Origin of the sequence: Vibrio sp. G-C-1, from assembly GCF_021728015.1 — a bacterium.
GTDB lineage: Bacteria > Pseudomonadota > Gammaproteobacteria > Enterobacterales > Vibrionaceae > Vibrio > Vibrio splendidus.
On sequence record NZ_JAKKCR010000017.1, the window covers coordinates 45,030 to 64,640 of the forward strand.

A 19,611-nucleotide genomic window follows, 5' to 3' on the forward strand; every position below is an offset into this window, starting at 1 on the left:
ACAAGAAAGCTATAGTTGTACAAGAAAGCTATAGTGGCGCGAAAAAGTTACATCGGCAGGTTTAAAAACTCATTTTGATACAGCTTGTTTGCCAAGCTATCGCGAAGTTTCGTTGGAAGGAATTTCATTCGATTGATTTGTCTTACCAACTCTTGTGCAAAGCTAGGAGTTTGTTTCATGTTCATCACACTGCCCATTAGATTGATACTCTGTGCATCAAGCAGCTTTTTCGCTTGTTCTAGGTGGTGAGTTGACGTTTCACCATAGGCGACAACCATCAATGTGCTGTCACAGGCACTCGCAACAGACTGTGCAGGGATATTCCCTTTGTTAATGTTAAGAAGCGGTGAGGTGTCGATGATCACTCTGTCGTATTTCTCTAGCCATTTGTTGACCACTTTTTGTAACGTTGTCGGGTCTTTATAAGCAAGCTGTGTTGATGCCACTTGAGGTGCCGGGACACCAATGAACATCCGGTGAGACTCAACATGTTCTATTAACTGCCCCTGTTGACTGTCTTCTAACATGTTCAAATCTTTGAAAGCGGGGTTGTATAAGTTGAGGTCAACATAAAGCGTAGAATGACCAGCAAGGAGAAAACGTTCTGCTAATGCAGTTGCAACAGAGGTTACACCGTCACCTGAATGACAGGCAGTCACACAAATCGATTTCTGTCCGTTAAGTTCAGAAGCTAAATACAGTTGCTCGACTTCGGCATGGGTCGCTGAAATTGTCATTATAAAGCTCCTATTAAGACGATCATTGTTGTTAGACGTAATATGTCTTCTAGACCTACACGAGCTTTTTCCATAAAGCTCTCACGGCGATCTGGGATGTAGATAGTGTCACCAGCGCGCAGTACTGGTAGGTTGTAAATATTGGCTGTTTTGCTGAATTCAACAAGGTCGAAGGTACGAGCTTGACCTTGGCAACAAGACATATTCACAATGGTAATTTTCTCGACGTAAGCATTGTCGGTAGGGCCTGCAGCTTCTGCCAATATATCTAGAATCGTCATGTTGTCGTTAAACACATAGCGACCTGGGTTGTTAATCGCACCAAGCACACGAACGGTTTCTTCTTTCGGTGTGTCTAACCAGTTTTTACCTTTCTCCGGAATATAAATGGTGTCACCGGTGGTTACATTTGGCAGTAATGATTCGTCACCGGTTTCAAAGTAGAGCGATAGATTGAGTTTGCTTACTTTAGAGTAGGTTTTATCACGATGCGTGACACGAACGTTGTGTATATCGGCATCTTTAGTAGGGCCGTCTGCCGCAGACAAGATATCAAGGAAGTGCATGTCTTTGGTGAAGCGGTAACGACCGGGTGCATTCACTTGTCCAAAGATGTAGATCGAAGCATCAGAGCTTTGACGTACCCATTGAGATTTATTGTCTGAAGGATCTTGTGGTAAGTCGTGGACACGGACGATAGAGCCGGCACGAATTTGCGGCATCAGATCACGTGGCGCGCCATTTCTGATGAAATCATCAAGATTAAACACAACCATCTTTCTACCCGTCACAACTTCAATTTTTGATGTGTCAGCGCGTAGCGTAGGGCCGCCGACGTGAGCCAATAATCCCATGAAGTTCATTTCATCTGACCATTCAATACGACCAGGTCGGTTGACCTCACCGATAACGTTAACCGCTCTGTCTGGAGCAATCTTCAACCAAGACTTCTCGTTCATGTCGGTTTTCTCTGGAACGAAAATAGCGTCACCGGCCTTAATGCTCGGTGGATTAGAGTTAGGTAGGCCTTCTGTGTAAGCCGCTAAATCGAATTTAAGTACTCTGCCATCCGCTTTGATCACACGTATTTGGCGCGATTCTGCAAATCGAGTTGGACCGCCAGCATTCGCAAGGATATCCATGAAGGTGGCGTCTCTTTTTCCTTCAAAAGCGCCAGGGGCAGCGACTTCACCCATAACGTAAACCATGTTTGCGCCAGATTTGATCTCTTCCTCTTGCTTCGGCACAAAAATGGTTGCACCTGGGCGTAAGATTGGAAGTAGGCTTTCGTCACCAGAATCTAAATAACGTTTAAGGTTGAATAGCGTAGGTGTGTTGTTTGAAATTACTCGGATTTGCTCAACACTGGCATAACGAGTTACACCGCCCGAGCGCATTAGTACATCGACAAGATCGGTGCTCTCTTTATAAGTGAACGAACCCGGTGCATTTACCTCGCCAAATACTTTAATTGAATTGCGAGAGTCGGCACTGTCACCAGAGTTAGCAAGCTTGGCAGCATCGAATTCTTGTTCAATATTGCCTACTAATGGCGATGCCGGAACAAAAAGCGAATCCAATGATTGCAGAGTAGGTAGCGTTGATTCGTCACCTGAATCAAGGAAACGTTTGTAGTTAAACTCTTTCTTGTCCGCGCCTCGCTTAAGAATCAATTTGTCCAGTTGTGCTCCCGGACGTAATCCACCGGCTGCGTAAAGTGCCATTTGGATGCTAGAACCCAATGCCAGTGTGTATTCGCCAGGCTGTTCTACGTAACCTTGAACGTAAATAATGATTTGTTGTTCTTTGACGTAGACCGAAGCGTTCGAAAGATCTTTATAAGCGGTTGCCAGTGATTCTAGAACGACTTTGTTAAGCTGCTCACTGTCATAACCCGCAACAAATACGGCGCCAACTTCAGGAAGGGTTATGCGGCCACGTTTATCCACTTGGAACCCTGTGTTCAACGTACTTTCACCGGGTACGTTAACTTGGATAAGGTCACCGACTTGAACCGCGTCTGAAAACTCTTCGCTCGCATTCACGACACTCGTAAAGCTTAACGATAGGGTGATGATAAAAGCGATCAATAATTTCATAATCCACCTCCCATTTTCTCGGCATTTTTAGGGGAGATAATTTCGATACTCACTCGGCGGTTAGTTAAACGCGTACCGTCTGATTCGCCTTCAAAAAGAGGAACCGTTTCACCCACAGACACGGCTTTAATTCGCTGAGCACCTAAGCCAAAAATAGTTAGGTAGCGTTCGACTTGTTTAGCACGTCCAAGTGCTAAGTCATCGTTAAATTTTTCGGTACCCGTAGCATCGGCATGACCCGTAACAACAAGGTCTAAAGATTTATGTTCTTTCAGTAGTGTGGTCGCCTCGGCAAGTCGTCCCATGTACTTGGGATTGACTTCGGTAGAGTTTTCCGCGAATTGGTTGTCAACGTTAAGCAGGTCGTACAACTGTTCGATAACCGACAATTGCATTCTAAATTGGGTTTCATTTTTTGGTGGTTCACAGCGGGCTTGTGAGGTCACATAGTCCAGTTGGACTTCAAGTTCGTTTAAGCGTTTTCTTTGAATGACTAGGTCGTTGGCCGCATCTAGAAGCAGGCCACCTTGTAGTTCACGAGCGATACGATTTTGCTTCTCTATCGCTTGCACAACAGCAGCGGGGAAGCACCAACGGGCGCCTTCTTGAATCAAGGCATCAAGATGTAATTTAGCCAGTTGCCAATCAAAACGTAATCCGTGTTCAGGACCAAGAGGTTCGTCTGGCATGACAGGAGAAAAGTCGGAATTTTGGTAATTAATAGAGTCATAACTTTCAGCCAAACCGCCGGTGCCTTGTTCAGGGTAGCTAGTACAGCCACCTAGAACCAAAGCAGACAGAGAAAGGGCTATGTAGTTTTTCAGTATTTTCATGCCAACGTCCTATGTTTTTACTTTTTATTATTATGTTTTGTTACTTCTAGCTTAGTGGATCTTCATGAATTTGTAGGATTTTTTGAATTTACTGGGATAGCGTGGCCAATACGTAGCAAGTTCATAATTTCAAGAGGCTGGCCAGTCACATTTTCAAGTCGCATGTTGCGCTCGCGCTCAGTTAGGCGTTTGAACATGTAAACAATTGCGCCAACACCAGATGAATCTAAAAACTCAACTTGGCTAAAATCAACTTCGATTTCAGGGTGGCCATCATTTGAGATTACATCGTCAATATCGGTCTGAGCATCACGGCTACCTGCTGCATCTAAATCACCGAAGATAGAAAGAGTCAGTGTCGTTGTATTTAAATCAATCTTACGTAGTTCCATAGCGATATCTCCTTTTGAGTATGTATGGACAATTGCACTGAATGTGCCAACTTTTATGTTTATATTTTTCAATGATTTAACTCGAGCGCTGATCTCTATCTCATATTGAGAAAGTCGATTTCTCAATATGAGAACTAAAAATGGGTGAACATTTGAGATCCATAAGTCATTAATTATATGAATGAAATTGAAAGTTAAATAAGGTTGATGTGTGGATCGCATCTTCTAGCAAAGGTTGTCTACCTACGTGTCAGAACGCTTAGGATTAAAGGCGTTTGTTGAGCACTACAGATATCAATACGGAGCAGATGATGAGATTAACTAAATTGGCGATAGCAACTCTATGGGCGTGTTCGCTTTCTTCTCATTCATCCTATTTACCTCCTGACCATTTGGTACTGGCGAATACATACCAACAAGGCATTGATGTTTCTGAATACTGGAAGAGTGAAAAGCTTGACGGGATTCGGGCTCTTTGGGACGGGCAACACCTTTATACTCGAAACGGAAATCGCATTTACTCACCGAAGTGGTTTACAAAAAACTTGCCTAAGGTGCATCTCGAAGGGGAGTTGTGGGCAGGAAGAGGTAAGTTCCACTTAGTCCAATCTACCGTCCTCGATCATACGCCTAGTGACGTAGCGTGGCGCCAAATAGATTTCATGTTGTTTGATATGCCAGGGGCTGCTGGTGATTATCAAAAGCGCTATTACAACATCTTGCATTGGGTAAGCATGATTGGAGAACCTCATGTCAGCTACATCGAACATGTACCGGTTCACAATGAAGAAGCTCTGTTCCATCAACTCGATAATGTCGATGAGAGTAATGGTGAAGGTTTGATGCTTCGTAAGATCACCAGTCGCTATCAAGCAGGCCGAAGTAATGACCTTTTAAAGCTTAAAAGGCATCACGATGCGGAAGCCACGGTTATTGGTTACAAAGGCGGAACAGGGAAGTATAAAGGGATGATGGGTTCGATTTTGGTTCACACAGAAGAGGGTGTGGAATTTTATATTGGAAGTGGGTTCAGTGACCAGATGAGGCTCGCACCGCCCGAAATAGGCAGCCGTATTACTTTTCGATACAATGGCTTTACTCAAAACGGAAAGCCCAAGTTTGCGCGCTTTGTTAGAGAGAAGAGTGAATACTAATCTCCTGAGTATAAACTAATCGCCCCTAAATCATTTACAGCCGTAAGCGAAAAGAGCCCTGAAAATCAGAGCTCTTTTTGTATGTAATAACGGCGATACTGGTTTAGCGAGTACGAATCTAATGAGAGCTAAATTCTAACTGAACATCATCGTCTTGTTTATGCATCCAATGCAAACGCATACCGAGCATAATGGCAGCTGATGTTAGGCCGACAATGAAACCAATCCAGAAGCCATGTGCGCCCATAGGTTCAACAATCCAATCTTTCATTCCTAAGATGTAGCCGATAGGAAGACCAAGTAACCAATACGCTACGAAGGTAATGTTGAAGATCGAACGCATGTCTTTGTATCCACGCAAAGCACCTGCAGCGATAACTTGGATTGCATCGGTACATTGATAAACCGCAGCGAACACCAGCAATTGCATCGCAACGGTAACTACCGCCGTGTTCTCTGTGTAAAGTAACGAAACCTGCTCTCTAAACAATACTGTTAATGCCGCAGTCATAAAGGCGGTTACCAAACCGACGATGATACCCACGTGTGTTGCGATTTTCGCACCTTCCGTGTTGTTTTCACCAAGCTTATGGCCAACACGAATACTCACGGCGGCACCGATGCTCATTGGAATCATAAACACGAGAGAAGAGAAATTAATCGCGACTTGGTGTGCGGCAACAACCAATGAACCTAATGGGGCAACTAATAGGGAAACCACTGCGAACAGCGTGACCTCGAAGAAGATAGCGGCAGCAACTGGAAAACCAAGTCTAAACAAACGAATTTGAGCTTTAAGTTGAGGCTTGTGGAACGTCCCGAAGATGTTGATTTTAGCCAAACGCTTTGATGTTAAAACGTAAGCGAATAGCAGAGCAAACATCACCCAATAGACGATAGCCGTTGCAACGCCACAGCCAACACCACCAAGAGCAGGGGCACCAAGTTTTCCGTATACGAACATCCAGTTAAGCGGGATGTTTAATAGCAAACCGATAAAACCAATCACCATGGCAGGCTTAGTTAAAGACATGCCATCAGTAAAACTTCTCAATGTTTGGAACAGCAAAAACGCAGGCACAGCAAACATCACCGCGTTCATATAGCCGATGGTCTTGTCTGCCATGAGTTGTTCAATGTCCATCCACTCCAATATCAATTGTGTCTGGAATAGTACGCCAATGATTGGAAGGGAAATGACGAGTGCTAAAAACGCACCTTGCTGAATCTCAAATGGAATTTTGACTTGGCGGCCTGAACCGTTCAGTTGTGCAACAACAGGAACCAACGCCATCAATAGACCGACACCAAATAATATTGATGGTAGCCAGATACTTGCTGCAATCGAAACCGCCGCCATATCGATAGCACTTACGCCACCGGCCATCACGGTATCAACAAAACCCATTCCAGTTTGTGCAACAGATGCAATCAAAACTGGTGTCGCAAGTTTGATTAGATTCGAGGATTCTTCTTTGTAACGATGCACAAACAACTCCAAATAAGAGGGAAAATTAGAATAATAGTGTAGGAAAGGACATTCTGAAGGAATCAGAGGCAATGATCTTAAGCTTCCACTGGACGAATCATAAAGAAATGTCACAATAACTGCTATGAAAAACTGTTATTAGGGCGTGTTGATCTTTCGAGCTGATTTTTGCAGCGAGTTGCTGGGTATTTTTACAAGGCAGAGGCTTTGATGTGTAGCTAGCCTACATGAGAAGCCGATAACGTAGTAAAAATGACCAGCAAACGCTGCCCGAAGGGTTCGGCTAAAAGCGTTTTACTCTTTGTTGAGGGAGATTTGCTTAGGATGCTAGGCTACTTCCCCCTCGCCGCGATTAAAACGCTTTTGACTAGGCGTCCCCACCCGAACAAAATTTAACCGCGAAAGGTCAACACGCCCTAGAATGCTAAATAGGAATCTTATGTTTACAGGTATCGTTCAAGGCATGGCAACACTGGTTGCTATAAACAAAAAAGAGTTGTTTCAAACTCATACCATTGAGTTAAGTGACGAAATGGTTGAGGGATTAGCAATTGGCGCTTCAGTAGCTCATAACGGTTGTTGCTTAACGGTAACGGAAATTTCGGGCAATCAGATTGCTTTTGATTTAATGCAAGCCACATTGCGATTGACGAACTTGGGCCAACTGAATGTTGGTGACAAAGTGAATGTTGAGCGTGCAGCAAAGTTTGGTGACGAAATTGGCGGACATAGCATGTCTGGCCACATTACTCTTATGGGTAACCTCGTTGATGTGATTAAGACAGAAAATAACCGTACGCTTTGGTTTGAGCTGCCGCAAGAATCAATGAAGTATGTGCTGAGCAAGGGCTACATTGGCGTTGATGGTTGTTCATTGACAATCGGTGAAGTGGAAGAGAACCGTTTCTCTGTTCACCTGATCCCAGAAACGCTGAATCGTACTCTGTTTGGCGGCCGTGAAGTAGGCGATCAAGTAAATATTGAATTCGACCCTCAAACACAGGCGATTGTTGATACTGTTGAGCGCGTATTGGCAAACCAGAAATCGTAGTGACGGTTTATCAATAGCATTTGCCCCAAAAGCGACACTAAGTAAAAGTCGAAGATATTAAAAAAGAGCACATTAGGTGCTCTTTTTCTATTTTTGTGTATTTGTATTTTTCTAAGCTAGCCTCAAAATCGAGGTGTAGCTCTAAATCGAGATGTAGATCCAACTCGACAAGAGAGTAGGGGTTAGAAGACTTGTTCGTCGTCTGCATCAATCGAGAGATTAATTCTGTCTCTGACTTCATCTACCTGCATATCGAGGTGAATGGCATTGCAACACGCCGGGCAATCGTCATAAAAATCTTGGCTCCCATTAGAAGCATCGAGCGTTATGCTGATTGCATGCCCACAGTGGGGGCACGAGACATGTTTCTCTGTGTATTTATGCATGGCTAATTCTCCTCACTGTATATTGTTCCAATCGTATTAGCTTTAAAGATCGCAGTAGCTTGTATAGATCTATGCAGTAGCTTTATAGAACGACTTAGCTAGCTGTGATTGGTATTAAACGGCTTGTATCTTCTGAATACATGCTTCAGTTTGTGCTAAATACTCGCCGCCAAATTGATTGCAGTGGTTAAGAAGATGGTACAAGTTGTAAATGTCTTTCCGATCAGTATAGCCAACGTCGAGTGGATTGACGCTCTGGTAACCGTCATAAAACTCTTTTGGAAACCCTTCAAACAATTCCGTTAACGCTAAGTCACATTCATGGTCGCCCCAATAACAAGCGGGGTCGTAACAGATTGGCCCAAAGGCTGAATTCGCTACGTTGCCATTCCAGAGGTCTCCATGAAGTAAAGAAGGGCGAGGATTGTGGCCAGCAAGACGCATATTCACCACATCAACGATGTCATCAATATCACCGAATTCAATGCCTTTCTCTTTTAGCAATTGCAGTTGGAAGCCGATGCGTTGTTCAGAGAAAAAACGACCCCATTTCTTATGCCAAGGGTTAGGCTGAAGTGTACTACCGATATAATTATCTTGGTCACAACCAAACTCTTTTTGCTCGCCCCATTTATGAAGCTGAGCAAGCTGCACCCCGAAATCAAAGCTGTTATTACCGGTATCAAGCGGCTTAGTTGGCAAGTAATTGAGAATAATGAATGAGCATTCTTTGGTTTTACCAATCAGTACCAACTCAGGTACATAAACGGTGGAAGTTTCTCTTAACAAGCGTAAGTTCTCAGCTTCGATTTCAAACTTAGGTAAAAATTCTCGCTGGTTTACTTTTACAAAGTAGCGTTCATTACCATCGCTGATCATAAAGCAATCGTTAATGTCACCACCAGAAACCTTGGTACGTTCAGTAATCTGAAAGTTAAATAGAAGAGTATCTGAAAGTTGTTGAGAAATGGCCTGCCACATAGGAAATCCTCAAAGACTGAAAGTTAAAAAATTGAAGGTTAGAAATACTGTTTGTTAGCCATAGTTTAGGATAAATTTGAGCAATTTATAGACGTACTCGTCAATGTTCTTATCTGTTCTTTACCTTATATAGAATCAATTGGCTGATTTGTGAACTCGAACTGATTCAAGCTCTTTGAAATACAAACAGAAATTGGCAATGCGAAGTTATAGAATTGTTTGGAACTGGCCTCACAATCGAAACGGTTTTGGTCGAAACAAACTGGAAAAGTAGTTGGAGCTTGTTATTGTCTACGCATCAACTTAAATGTGCTATTAGAGTAGGTTGAAACGACTATAGTTAACGATAGGGCACGTGACCATCTGATCTTACTAGCTCTTTACTAACTCTTTAATAGCCGAGTAATGATGACGTGCAGAGTCTACAAGTATCTTGACCAACAGACATCTGGCGACACGTATATATTCAGCTATTGGTTTAATATTTAAGCTGAAATACTAACTAGGATCATTTTAATACGGTTTTTGGTAATAAAGTGATGACAAATCGCTTCATTTACATAGTATTAAGCAAGTACGTATTAATCTGCTCTTGAGCTTAAAACGGAGATTTATTGTGGTTGTAGAAACCGATGGCTATTTGGCTCTGATCGAGCACTTATCGTTTAATCTGGATGTATTTACAAATAGTAATGGCGATACAGGCAATGAGAGTGTTGAAGACATCATCACAGACATGATTTCAACAAACATCATGGCTATTTTTGAGCAAAATCCAGAGTTGCATTCGAGTGTTCGTTTTCAACTTTTGAAAGAAGCCGATGCTGTGGTAGCGGATTTAGGCGAAGTATTAGCGGGTGTATGGGCTAAAAAAGCGACCAACGAGCAAATTGTATTTCTAGATGAATACATCGCGCTAGTGAAGAATCTATTTGATTCTGCTGTCGCTAAATACGACTAACTATTTGTCCATTTCCTCGTTAGTCATTTTTTCACGATGATTATGTTCACTCTGATAGGCGTTTACGTCGTAGCTTTAAAAGTGACCTCGTTTAGCGGTTAAGACTTTAAACCGCTATAAACGCCTAAAGTGCCAAAACTTAGAAGCCCAATAAGGGTTATCCAACCTCGATATGATGACACCTTTCGATGTCGAAGCATGTAGGAATTGATTATTTCCTAAATACACACCTACGTGTCTTACCGTCATCGATGTTTTGAAAAATACCAAATCACCGCTTGTTGCTTGCCCATACGCTATTTCTTTTCCCTTTTTGCTCTGATCTTTTGTGGTTCTCGGTAGGGCTTGTTGTGTCGCATTTTGCACGGCAATTTGAACAAAAGCGGAGCAATCTACGCCTCGAAATGATGTCCCACCGAAATGGTATGGCACACCTTTCCACTGTTCATACACGCTCATATAAGCGTTTGTAGTCAATTGTTCTGACTTTGATAAGGGTTTCTGTGCGGTTTGACTAAGCTGAGAAGGCGATGGTGACGAGCTACAAGCAGCCAATGTTGCTAAAATTATTGTAACTACAGCCATTTTTCTGAATTTCATATGTAACTCTTCTGACAAAAAACTGAAATAAAAACGTCATCAAGGACTTCTAGTATACGAACTAACTTAAGGATATCTCTTTTCGTAGTCAAACTGGATTTCACATGCCCGACACAAATTTATCAATAAAACCCTCACGTTATACATTCTCGCTCATTCAAACCGTCACTGCTGTATTTATTTCCATTCTTTTACTCGTTAGTTTTTTATCAATGGTTAGCATTCGGGGAGTTGAACGGGTCGGGGGACATTTTGACGCACTTTCAGAACAAGCTTTACCCCTTGCTTTACACAACGCCGAATTAACGCAAAGCGTATTAGAGCAAGTGAAACTTCTCACCTATAGCACCCAGTCAACCGACTTAGATGCGCTGAATTCGACAAGGGTTTCAATTGACCAACTCGCAACAGAGAGTAATACCACGCTTGAGGAACTCCTTTTTATCTCCCAATCTTTTCCTGATGCGATCTCTTTAGAGCAACAACAAAACCTTATTGATGATATGGCGCAACTGCAAACCATGACCAATACGGTATTGCTGGCACAGATTGATATTCAAAGTAAGCAAAATCTGATCGACAGTAAAATGGGCGAGTTCCGTTATGGCGTTGGATCTATCGGACCTGAAATGAACCGAATCAGCTCATTCTTGGTTGAAGACAACCCAGAAGCGAGCGATGCAGCGAACCGATTTACATCCAGTGCGTCTGCTATGGCGAACACCTTCCTGATGTTGATGATGCAATCTGACATTGATAAAGCACAAGACGAATACCGTCAATTGAGAAACCGAATCGCAGGCCTTAACTTGGCTTACAGCGATTTTGCCGATTGGCACCCAGACATTGCAGAGTTCGCGAGCTTGACGGCGCCTTATGAGATGGTTAAAGAAGGCTTTACCGAAGAAGGTGTAATCAAACAAATCCTCTTAAAACTCGAACTGGTTCAGCAGCAAGAGCAAAACTTAACGCAAGTCATCACCTTAGCAAACACCGTTATCAGCACACTGAATCAGTTGTCTTCTACAGCCTCGCAACTGATTGATGAAAGTGAACTCGTTGTAAATCAAACCATCACCAACATCGATCGTGTGTTGTTTATCAGCGGGCTAGTGATTGCCTTTATTATTGTGATCTCATGGTTCGTGTTACGCCGTTGGATGAATAAAGGGCTTAAAAACATTACTCACCAGTTGAGTTCACTTGCAGATCACGATTTCTCTAAACAGAGTGAACTGATGGGGCCGCTAGAGCTGCAAGTTATCACTTCAAAACTTAATACGGTCGTTGATTCCACCGCGGACTCGGTTCGTTTAGTAACGCGTAACTGTGAAACGCTTTATCAAACGGCTGAAGTAAGCCATGACGCCGCAGAGCAAACCAATTCAAGCTTGAACGAGCAGAACGAATCACTACAGAATATGATCACCACAATTACAGAACTTGAAGCATCCATTGGTGAGATTGCTCGTATCTCGAACGCATCGAATGACGACGCGCAGATAGCAGAAGACGAATCAGTCAATGGTAGCCAAGTAGTCGGCCTTAATCAGAAGCGATTACAAGCACTCGAGCAATCTCTTAGCCTGAATCAAGAATCGATGACGGACTTGGATATTCGCGTTAAACAGATTCGTGAAATGGTTGACGTGATCAGTGGTATTGCTGAAAACACCAACTTACTCGCATTGAATGCCGCAATAGAAGCAGCGCGAGCAGGGGACCAAGGTCGCGGGTTTGCCGTGGTTGCCGATGAAGTACGAAAACTGGCGAGTGGTACCTCCCAGCAAACCACTAATATTCGTAATATGATGAACGAGCTAGTAGCGGCAGCTGATCGCTCACGTGCTTCTGTAACAGAATCGAGAAGCGAAATGGCGAATGCACTGGAAACCAGTGGCGATGTAAAACAAGCCTTCGAGAAAATCGAATTCGCGGTTAACCAGATCAAAGGACGTGTTGAGCAAATCATGGTGGCAACCGAACAACAAGCCCGTGCGACTGTCGATGTAACGCATTCTATCACTCGCGTGTCTGAGCAGGGTGAGAACACTAAACTGCAACTTGAATCCATGATCGAGAGTTCAGAGCAAGTTGGTGAGATAGCAGGGCACCAACAAGCTATGCTTCATAAATACGTACTGAAATAAACGAGCGTGCTGAAATAAACAAGCGTGAGAGGTAAGCTAGATAACGCAAGAGTTTAAGCACTAGCAGCACTTAATCACTAACTACGCTTATAACAACTATCGACACAGAAACGCCCTTAAATTCTCACAAGAATCTAAGGGCGTTTGCTTTCGGATTCAGATAACTTTGTTATTAAGATAAGTTTGACTTTAAGGTAATTTTGGCCTCAAGATAAGCTTGAGCCTCAAACGGCTTCAAACCTAGTTTTTCGTCGTCGGGAATTGAGTAAATGGCTGACGTAGCATCAGATCTAACCGTTGTTCTTTACCATCTTGAATCTCTGGAACGCCAATATGCACCTTATCGTGGCCAAGCTTTGGTTGAGCGCGGTAAGTCTTAAACCAGATGTCCCACACAGATAAAAAGAAGCCGAAGTTAGAGTGGGTTTCTTTCACAATGACCGAGTGATGAACGCGGTGCATGTCTGGGGTCACAATCACTTTTCTCAATCGCTTATCCACCCATAGCGGAAGACGTCCATTACTGTGGTTAAACATCGCACTCGCATTAAGAACAATTTCAAATATCACGACTGCGATAACAGGGACACCAAGTGCGATCACCAAACTCACTTTGATGAGCATTGAAAGAATCATCTCAATAGGGTGAAAGCGCGTTCCGGTTGTGACATCGATATCTAGGTCCGCATGGTGAACTCGATGTAGCTTCCACAACCAAGGAACACGGTGAAACACCAAGTGCTGCAGGTAAATGGCGCAATCTAACAGTAATACGCAGACCAGAATGGTGAGTTCTTTCGGAAGTGACAGGGTATTGAACAGACCCCATTGGTTTTCTTGTGCAATGACCGCCGCTTGGAATGCTGCGATAGGAATTAGAGTGGCTAATAGAAAGCTGTTCAAAGCAACCAACGCAAAGTTATTCCCCCAACGAAACCATTTGCTTTGAGTCAGTGTTTTACGCGGAAAACGGTATTCCCAAAGCGCACACAATCCAAAAACGACAATAAAACAAACAAGGCGAAGCAGTGATGGGTCTTGCATGGGAATTCCTTCTATCATTCTAAGGACACTGTAAGTACAATCGTGCCACTTTTCTAGAGTTATCGTTATTGTCCATGAGAATCCACGCTTTTCACCGTTTATATCAACATCGTTTATCCATTGCTACCAAACCGTTTAATGCGCGCGGGTGTAAAGTCGTGCGATGTGAATTCTGTAAAATCAAACAAGACAGCTGTATCTGTGAACATCAACCTAACGTTGATACGAACGTCGCGACTATGTTGATCTTGTCAGACAACGAAATCTTAAAGCCAAGTAACACTGGTCGTTTGATTGTTGATACGGTTAAAGACAGTTACGCCTACCTTTGGCATCGTACTGAGCCAAATCAAGAGATGTTGGATGTCCTCAAAGATGACAAATACCAACCTGTGATCGTATTCCCTGAAGACTATACCGACGACAAAACGCGTGTTGTTCAAGATCTGCCACAAATGCGTGACCCAAACAAAACACTATTGCTGATTTTCATTGATGGCAGTTGGCGCGAAGCACGACGTATCTTCCGTCGTTCAGAGTATCTGCAAGATTTACCGGTGTTGTCGATTGAACCGGAATCGGTTTCTCAATACATGATGCGTAAGTCAGACAACGAACAACATCTATCAACAGCCGAAGTAGCGAGCTTAGTTTTGAAACAAGCCGGTGAAGAGCAGGGCGCTAAGACTTTACAGCTATGGTTTGAAGCATTTCGTGAAAGCTACATGTTGAGTAAGACACGTTATAAATCGGATCCAACCAAACCAAGCCTGAATGCTTTCATAGAGCATACTAAAAGTGAGACGTCACTCTAACCTTTAACCGCTTTGTGCTGACTTGTTGTTCAAACAGATTCGAACACAAGATAAGTTTGTTATCTATCACGGTTTGTAGGGGGAGTGTTATGGATAATGCTTCCTAGTTGTTTAATTTAAAAATTTTATTTGCCCGAATTTAGGGAAAAATTGGAGAGATTTCATGTATTACGGCTTTGATGTTGGCGGCACAAAAATTGAGTTTGGTGCGTTCAATGAAAAACTTGAGCGAGTAGCAACCGAACGCGTACCAACGCCTACTGAAGATTATCAACTGCTACTTGATACGATTGCCGGTTTGGTAAAAAAATACGATAGCGAATTCTCTTGCGAAGGCAAAATTGGCCTTGGTCTTCCTGGTATGGAAGATGCGGACGACGGCACTATGCTTGTTGTTAACGTACCGGCTTCAACAGGTAAGCCATTACGCAAAGACTTAGAAGCGCTGATTGGTCGTAGTGTTAAAATCGAGAACGATGCGAACTGTTTTGCGCTGTCTGAAGCGTGGGATGATGAATTGAAAGATGAACCATCAGTAGCGGGCCTAATTTTAGGTACTGGTTTTGGTGGTGGTTTGGTTTTTGATGGCAAAGTATTCTCAGGACGTAACCACGTTGCTGGCGAGCTCGGCCATATGCGTCTTCCTATTGATGCATGGTTCCACCTTGGCGACAACGCACCGTTACTAGGCTGTGGTTGTGGCAAGAAAGGTTGTTTAGACAGCTACCTATCTGGTCGCGGCTTTGAACTGATTTATGAGCACTACTTCGGTGAGAAAAAGAAAGCGATTGAAATCATCCAAGCGTACAACGAAGGCGAAGCAAAAGCAGCTGAGCACGTTGACCGTTTCATGGAACTATTGGCTATCTGTTTCGCAAACCTATTTACTGCACTTGACCCGCATGTTGTAGCACTAGGTGGTGGACTTTCAAACTTCGAACTTATCTACGAAGAGATGCCAAAGCGTGTTCCTAAATACCTATTGTCTGTAGCGAAATGTCCAAAGATCATCAAAGCGAAGCACGGTGATTCAGGCGGCGTTCGTGGTGCTGCATTCCTTAACATTAAGTAATCGTCACTTACCGTTAAGCTAATTAAGGTTAGATAGTTAAAAGCATAAATAAAAATGCCGCAATCTCTAAAGAGGTTGCGGCATTTTTTATTGTTCAGTGTTTTCGTTTCTTTAGCTCTTAATTCTTAGCTCTCAAGTGCAAACGAAAAGCTAGAAGCTAGAAGCTACAGATCGAGAAAAAGAAGCCAGAGGGCTTACTTCTTCTTTTTACCAACACCAAGGTTGTCTTTTTGCTTCAACGTAAGCTTAGTAAAGCCTAGCTTACGGAAATAGTTGTCTTGGTAGTTACGAACCGCTTTAGTATCAGAAATAAACTCAAGCTGTTGCTCAGTTTTTAGATACTCAGTGATGTCGATACCTTCAGCTGCAGCGACAGCTTCTTGGATCGTGCGGTGTTCTTGTTTCGAAAACAGTAACTCTTTGTCTTCGTCTTTGTAAGTGTACAGAATGGTACGAGCCATGATGCTCTCCAATAGAATTATTACTCTGCGCGCACTCTACATAAAAACAGTACGTGGCTCAAGGTTATGATAAAAAATCTTAAGATTATCGTTCTAAACGTTTGGCGTCATTTAAGCTTTTGTCTTTAAGGAAACGAACAGGTTGTCTTTCACGAAACAAACACAAAAGAAAACCCCTTAACATCGAAAGCTCGATAGAAGGGGCTTCATCTATTCATGACAAAGGTCCGCTAAGTCAATTAAAGATCTGGTAAGTCAACTTAGCTGATTAAGCTGTGAATTAAACGCGCCCCTGCAGAGGTATGATCGTCACTGTTTCGCCAACTTTCACGGTATCAACTGCTGGTGAGATTTCGATTAAACAGTTTGCTTCGCTCATTGAACGCAGGATCCCTGAACCTTGCTTGCCGGTTGTTTTCACTTCAAGCACACCCGATTCATTCATCGAGAACACACCACGGCTGAACTCAGTACGACCTTGGCGTGAACGCAATTGTTCAGTCGCTACGGCATTTGCTTTCACTGGCGTCCAGTTCGTTTGACCTTGAAGCTTGCGGATCGCTGGCTCTACAAAGTTAATGAACGACACCATCACAGCAACTGGGTTACCCGGTAAACCGAAGAAAGGTTTGTCTTCAATTTTGCCGTAAGCCAGTGGGCGACCCGGACGCATATTGATACGCCAGAAGTTGATTTCACCTAGCTTATCTAACGCAAGCTTGATGTAATCCGCATCACCAACAGATACGCCACCAGAAGTCAGAACCATGTCGGTCTCTAACGACGCAGAGTGCAGCACGTCCATCATCTTCTGCTCATCATCTTCAATGATGCCGTAATCTACGATGTCACAGCCAAGCTTTTGAAGCATGCCGATAATAGTAAAACGATTTGAGTCATAGATAGAGTTTGGTTTTTGCTCGCTGCCCGGTGCTTGAACTTCATCACCCGTGGAGAACACACCCACTTTAACTTTACGCAGGACAGGGCAGGTACCAAAACCTAACGACGCCATCATGCCCATTTCAGGTGCTTCGATGCGTGTACCACGAGTAAAGACAGGTTGGCCGATTTCTAAATCTTCACCCGCCATACGGACATTTTGTCCAACCGAGATTTTAGCATCAGGGAAGCTAACCTTATCGCCATCTTGAACGGCTTGTTCGCGCATCACAACAACATCAACGCCTTCAGGTATTGGTGCACCCGTCATGATCTTAACGGCTTCACCTTGTTGAACAGTTTGCTCGTAGCTGTGACCAGCCATAACTTCAGCAACCAGTTGGTAACTATCCAGTTCTAAATCATCACTACGAATTGCGTAGCCGTCCATTGCTGAGTTGGTGTTTTGAGGCACATTGATTGGCGAGATTACATCTTCAGCCAAAACACGACCGTAGCCCTGCAATAGTTCAACACTCTCTGTGAGATCGAGCGCGTCAATGCTATCAACAATCTTTTGTTGGCCTTGAGTAACGGTTAAACCTGCAGGAGAGAACGAATCACAACACACTGCGGGCGCAGCGTCTTTTGAAGATGAGCATGACACGGCTTTGCCTGCTGTTGAGGAAAGGTCAAAGGACTGTGCGTAATTGATGATGAAATCACGAATCGCTTCTAAGTCGCTGATCGCCATTTGTGGCAGCTCTGATTCAACTTGGATGTCTGCCGCGATAGCAATAATGTTGTTATCGTTCGGGTACAACCAAGGTTTACCGACTTCATCTCTGTGCAATTCAATTTTAGGGAAGGCGATGTTTTTACAGCCTTCAACCAGAATCAAGTCCAGCGTGTTGGTATCGAAACGTGTCAGAAGGTAATCAAAATCAGCTTCGGCTTCTGGCGTTTCTGTCATCATCACGTGACGATTACGCGATGCAATCAACATTTGATTCGCGCCCGCTTTACGTAAGCGGTAGCTGTCTTTACCCGGCTTATCGACATCAAAATCGTGGTGAGCATGTTTAAGAACACCCACTTTTAAACCCGCATTAGTCAGCAGAGGCAGTAACGCTTCAAGTACCGTTGTTTTGCCTGTACCGCTATAAGCAGCAAAGCCCAATAGAGGAAGGTTAGGGCGTTGTTTTGAATCTTTCATTATTGAAGCGTTCCGAATTGGGTGAGTTCTTCTGGCGTGTTCAGATTAACAAAGCAGTTAGGAGAATCGCTGAAATCAACGTATTCGGTAACACATTCTTTGTATAGCAAGATGATTTTACGATCACCACGTTCCAAAAACGCTTCTAGCTTTGGCAGAACACGTTTGTGGAATAGGGTGAATACAGGTTGCTTAAATTCGCCATCATGCGCGACAAGAATGTCACTGTCTTCTTTAACTGCAGAACAAAAACGCTCAACAAGGTCGTCACTGATTTGTGGGCTGTCGCAAGGGACAAAGCCGACCCAGTCTGTACTCGCGTTTTTAAGGCCAGCATGAATGCCGCCCAATGGACCTGGATAGTCAGGGAAGGAATCGGAAACAACCGGAGCAAATGCTTGGTAACTGTCTAAGTTACGGTTGGCATTGATGGTGATGCTGACATCTTGTTGTGACAGCTTGTTTATAACGTATTGAATAAGCGGAGAACCGTTGAGCTCAACAAGTCCTTTATCTTTTCCGCCCATGCGGCTGGCCTGTCCGCCAGCCAAAATAACCCAACTAGTTTGCGTTGGAAGCAGCATAAATATTCTCTTGTGCTTTATCTTTCTGAATAACTTGCAGAAGCGGCGATTCGGTCAAAGTATTGTCTTTGATCCACCATTGCTTCTTACATAAGTCGGTTAACGCGTTAGTTTGGTGACTAGTGATGACTAAACTCGCGCCTCTTTGAAGAAGATCTTCGGCCATTATCACCAATCTTTCAATAGATTCTTTGTCTAAAGAGGCACTTGGTTCATCCATAAGCAAGATTGACGGCTTAAGAATCCAGGCTCGTGCCATTGCAACGCGTTGACGCTCACCACCAGACAACACAGAAATGTGTTCATCTGCCAAGGTTTCTAAACCTACCATTCTCAGCGCATTAATTATTTGAGCTCGCTTATCTTTTTGGCTCTCTTTGTTAAAGCGAATGCCATAAGCGACATTTTGGTACACCGAACCATCAAAAAGATAGGGGGTTTGATGCAGGTAGATAATGTCTTTGAACTTGAGCCTAGGGAATAAGATCTGCTGCCAGCTTTGTGTCGGAGACTGAATGCGGCCAGAGCTTGGCTGAATCAGTCCAGACAATATTTTAAGTAGGGTCGTTTTACCCACACCATTATCTCCTTTGAGATAAATGGCATCGTTGGGACCGATCGACAATTCAGGGATATGGAACAAAACACGCTCTTTGTAGCGCATTGAAATTTGCTGCGTTGTTATTTTTATACTCATGACAGCG

19 protein-coding genes are annotated in these 19,611 nt (G+C 43.5%); 6 read left to right on the plus strand and 13 right to left on the minus strand.

Annotated features, from left to right (window positions below; translation table 11 throughout):
- Window positions 1-47: 47 nt before the first annotated feature.
- The 4 genes from L3V36_RS20840 to L3V36_RS20855 all read right to left on the minus strand — a co-directional run bounded on the left by L3V36_RS20840 (window position 48) and on the right by L3V36_RS20855 (window position 4,061).
- Window positions 48-737 carry a tyrosine-protein kinase family protein gene (locus L3V36_RS20840; RefSeq protein WP_004733796.1) on the minus strand — a complete coding sequence of 230 codons (690 nt, stop codon included), beginning with the start codon at window positions 735-737 and terminating at the stop codon, window positions 48-50.
- The gene (locus L3V36_RS20845) at window positions 737-2,836 is read right to left on the minus strand and encodes an SLBB domain-containing protein (protein WP_017083651.1); all 2,100 of its coding nucleotides are present in this window, start codon (window positions 2,834-2,836) and stop codon (window positions 737-739) included. Before L3V36_RS20845 ends, L3V36_RS20840 begins: the two co-directional genes overlap by 1 nt.
- Complete coding sequence (locus L3V36_RS20850) at window positions 2,833-3,669, minus strand: OmpA family protein (protein WP_208775481.1); 837 nt, start codon at window positions 3,667-3,669, stop codon at window positions 2,833-2,835. Before L3V36_RS20850 ends, L3V36_RS20845 begins: the two co-directional genes overlap by 4 nt.
- Before the next feature lie 62 nt (window positions 3,670-3,731).
- On the minus strand, window positions 3,732-4,061 hold the full coding sequence (locus tag L3V36_RS20855; RefSeq protein WP_004733793.1) for an STAS domain-containing protein: 330 nt from the start codon (window positions 4,059-4,061) through the stop codon (window positions 3,732-3,734).
- 311 nt (window positions 4,062-4,372) lie between these two features.
- Between L3V36_RS20855 and L3V36_RS20860 the strand changes: the two genes are divergently transcribed.
- Window positions 4,373-5,215, plus strand: coding sequence for a DNA ligase (locus tag L3V36_RS20860; RefSeq protein ID WP_102502760.1), 843 nt, complete (start codon window positions 4,373-4,375; stop codon window positions 5,213-5,215).
- Between the two features lie 118 nt (window positions 5,216-5,333).
- Here L3V36_RS20860 and L3V36_RS20865 read toward each other — a convergent pair whose 3' ends face one another.
- Complete coding sequence (locus L3V36_RS20865; RefSeq protein ID WP_208775475.1) at window positions 5,334-6,704, minus strand: MATE family efflux transporter; 1,371 nt, start codon at window positions 6,702-6,704, stop codon at window positions 5,334-5,336.
- Window positions 6,705-7,143: 439 nt separating this feature from the next.
- On the opposite strand from L3V36_RS20865, the gene L3V36_RS20870 reads away from it, so the two are divergent.
- Window positions 7,144-7,755, plus strand: a complete 612-nt coding sequence (locus L3V36_RS20870) for a riboflavin synthase (RefSeq protein ID WP_029224555.1) — start codon at window positions 7,144-7,146, stop codon at window positions 7,753-7,755.
- A gap of 182 nt (window positions 7,756-7,937) precedes the next feature.
- On the opposite strand, the gene L3V36_RS20875 is transcribed toward L3V36_RS20870, so the two are convergent.
- The gene (locus L3V36_RS20875; protein ID WP_004733789.1) at window positions 7,938-8,141 is read right to left on the minus strand and encodes a CPXCG motif-containing cysteine-rich protein; all 204 of its coding nucleotides are present in this window, start codon (window positions 8,139-8,141) and stop codon (window positions 7,938-7,940) included.
- A gap of 114 nt (window positions 8,142-8,255) precedes the next feature.
- On the minus strand, window positions 8,256-9,122 hold the full coding sequence (locus L3V36_RS20880) for a fructosamine kinase family protein (RefSeq protein ID WP_017094041.1): 867 nt from the start codon (window positions 9,120-9,122) through the stop codon (window positions 8,256-8,258).
- A 616-nt stretch (window positions 9,123-9,738) separates the two neighbouring features.
- Here L3V36_RS20880 and L3V36_RS20885 point away from each other — a divergent pair.
- Complete coding sequence (locus tag L3V36_RS20885; RefSeq protein WP_004733787.1) at window positions 9,739-10,083, plus strand: DUF3802 family protein; 345 nt, start codon at window positions 9,739-9,741, stop codon at window positions 10,081-10,083.
- 114 nt (window positions 10,084-10,197) lie between these two features.
- Here L3V36_RS20885 and L3V36_RS20890 read toward each other — a convergent pair whose 3' ends face one another.
- Window positions 10,198-10,683, minus strand: a complete 486-nt coding sequence (locus tag L3V36_RS20890) for an NlpC/P60 family protein (RefSeq protein ID WP_208775473.1) — start codon at window positions 10,681-10,683, stop codon at window positions 10,198-10,200.
- A gap of 104 nt (window positions 10,684-10,787) precedes the next feature.
- Here L3V36_RS20890 and L3V36_RS20895 point away from each other — a divergent pair, with 104 nt between their 5' ends.
- The gene (locus tag L3V36_RS20895) at window positions 10,788-12,833 is read left to right on the plus strand and encodes a methyl-accepting chemotaxis protein (RefSeq protein WP_102452655.1); all 2,046 of its coding nucleotides are present in this window, start codon (window positions 10,788-10,790) and stop codon (window positions 12,831-12,833) included.
- 240 nt (window positions 12,834-13,073) lie between these two features.
- Here L3V36_RS20895 and L3V36_RS20900 read toward each other — a convergent pair whose 3' ends face one another.
- The gene (locus L3V36_RS20900) at window positions 13,074-13,877 is read right to left on the minus strand and encodes a sterol desaturase family protein (RefSeq protein ID WP_017093012.1); all 804 of its coding nucleotides are present in this window, start codon (window positions 13,875-13,877) and stop codon (window positions 13,074-13,076) included.
- Window positions 13,878-13,945: 68 nt separating this feature from the next.
- Here L3V36_RS20900 and L3V36_RS20905 point away from each other — a divergent pair, with 68 nt between their 5' ends.
- Together L3V36_RS20905 and nagK are read left to right on the plus strand one after the other, a co-directional pair.
- The gene (locus L3V36_RS20905) at window positions 13,946-14,692 is read left to right on the plus strand and encodes a tRNA-uridine aminocarboxypropyltransferase (protein ID WP_017080483.1); all 747 of its coding nucleotides are present in this window, start codon (window positions 13,946-13,948) and stop codon (window positions 14,690-14,692) included.
- A 163-nt stretch (window positions 14,693-14,855) separates the two neighbouring features.
- A complete protein-coding gene (gene nagK, locus L3V36_RS20910; RefSeq protein WP_004733781.1) occupies window positions 14,856-15,764 on the plus strand; it encodes an N-acetylglucosamine kinase in 909 nt (302 codons plus the stop codon).
- A 194-nt stretch (window positions 15,765-15,958) separates the two neighbouring features.
- Here the strand turns inward: nagK and L3V36_RS20915 are convergent, their stop codons facing one another.
- The 4 genes from L3V36_RS20915 to L3V36_RS20930 form a co-directional block, all read right to left on the minus strand.
- A complete protein-coding gene (locus L3V36_RS20915) occupies window positions 15,959-16,225 on the minus strand; it encodes a DUF2960 family protein (RefSeq protein ID WP_004733780.1) in 267 nt (88 codons plus the stop codon).
- 280 nt (window positions 16,226-16,505) lie between these two features.
- Entirely contained in the window at window positions 16,506-18,323 is a 1,818-nt protein-coding gene (locus L3V36_RS20920) for a bifunctional molybdopterin-guanine dinucleotide biosynthesis adaptor protein MobB/molybdopterin molybdotransferase MoeA (protein WP_208775471.1), read from the minus strand.
- Window positions 18,323-18,907 (minus strand): molybdenum cofactor guanylyltransferase MobA, encoded by a 585-nt coding sequence (gene mobA / locus L3V36_RS20925; RefSeq protein ID WP_004733776.1) that lies wholly within the window; start codon window positions 18,905-18,907, stop codon window positions 18,323-18,325. Before mobA ends, L3V36_RS20920 begins: the two co-directional genes overlap by 1 nt.
- Window positions 18,885-19,604, minus strand: coding sequence for an energy-coupling factor ABC transporter ATP-binding protein (locus tag L3V36_RS20930; RefSeq protein WP_004733775.1), 720 nt, complete (start codon window positions 19,602-19,604; stop codon window positions 18,885-18,887). The genes mobA and L3V36_RS20930 overlap by 23 nt, the downstream gene beginning before the upstream one ends.
- Window positions 19,605-19,611 lie beyond the last annotated feature (7 nt).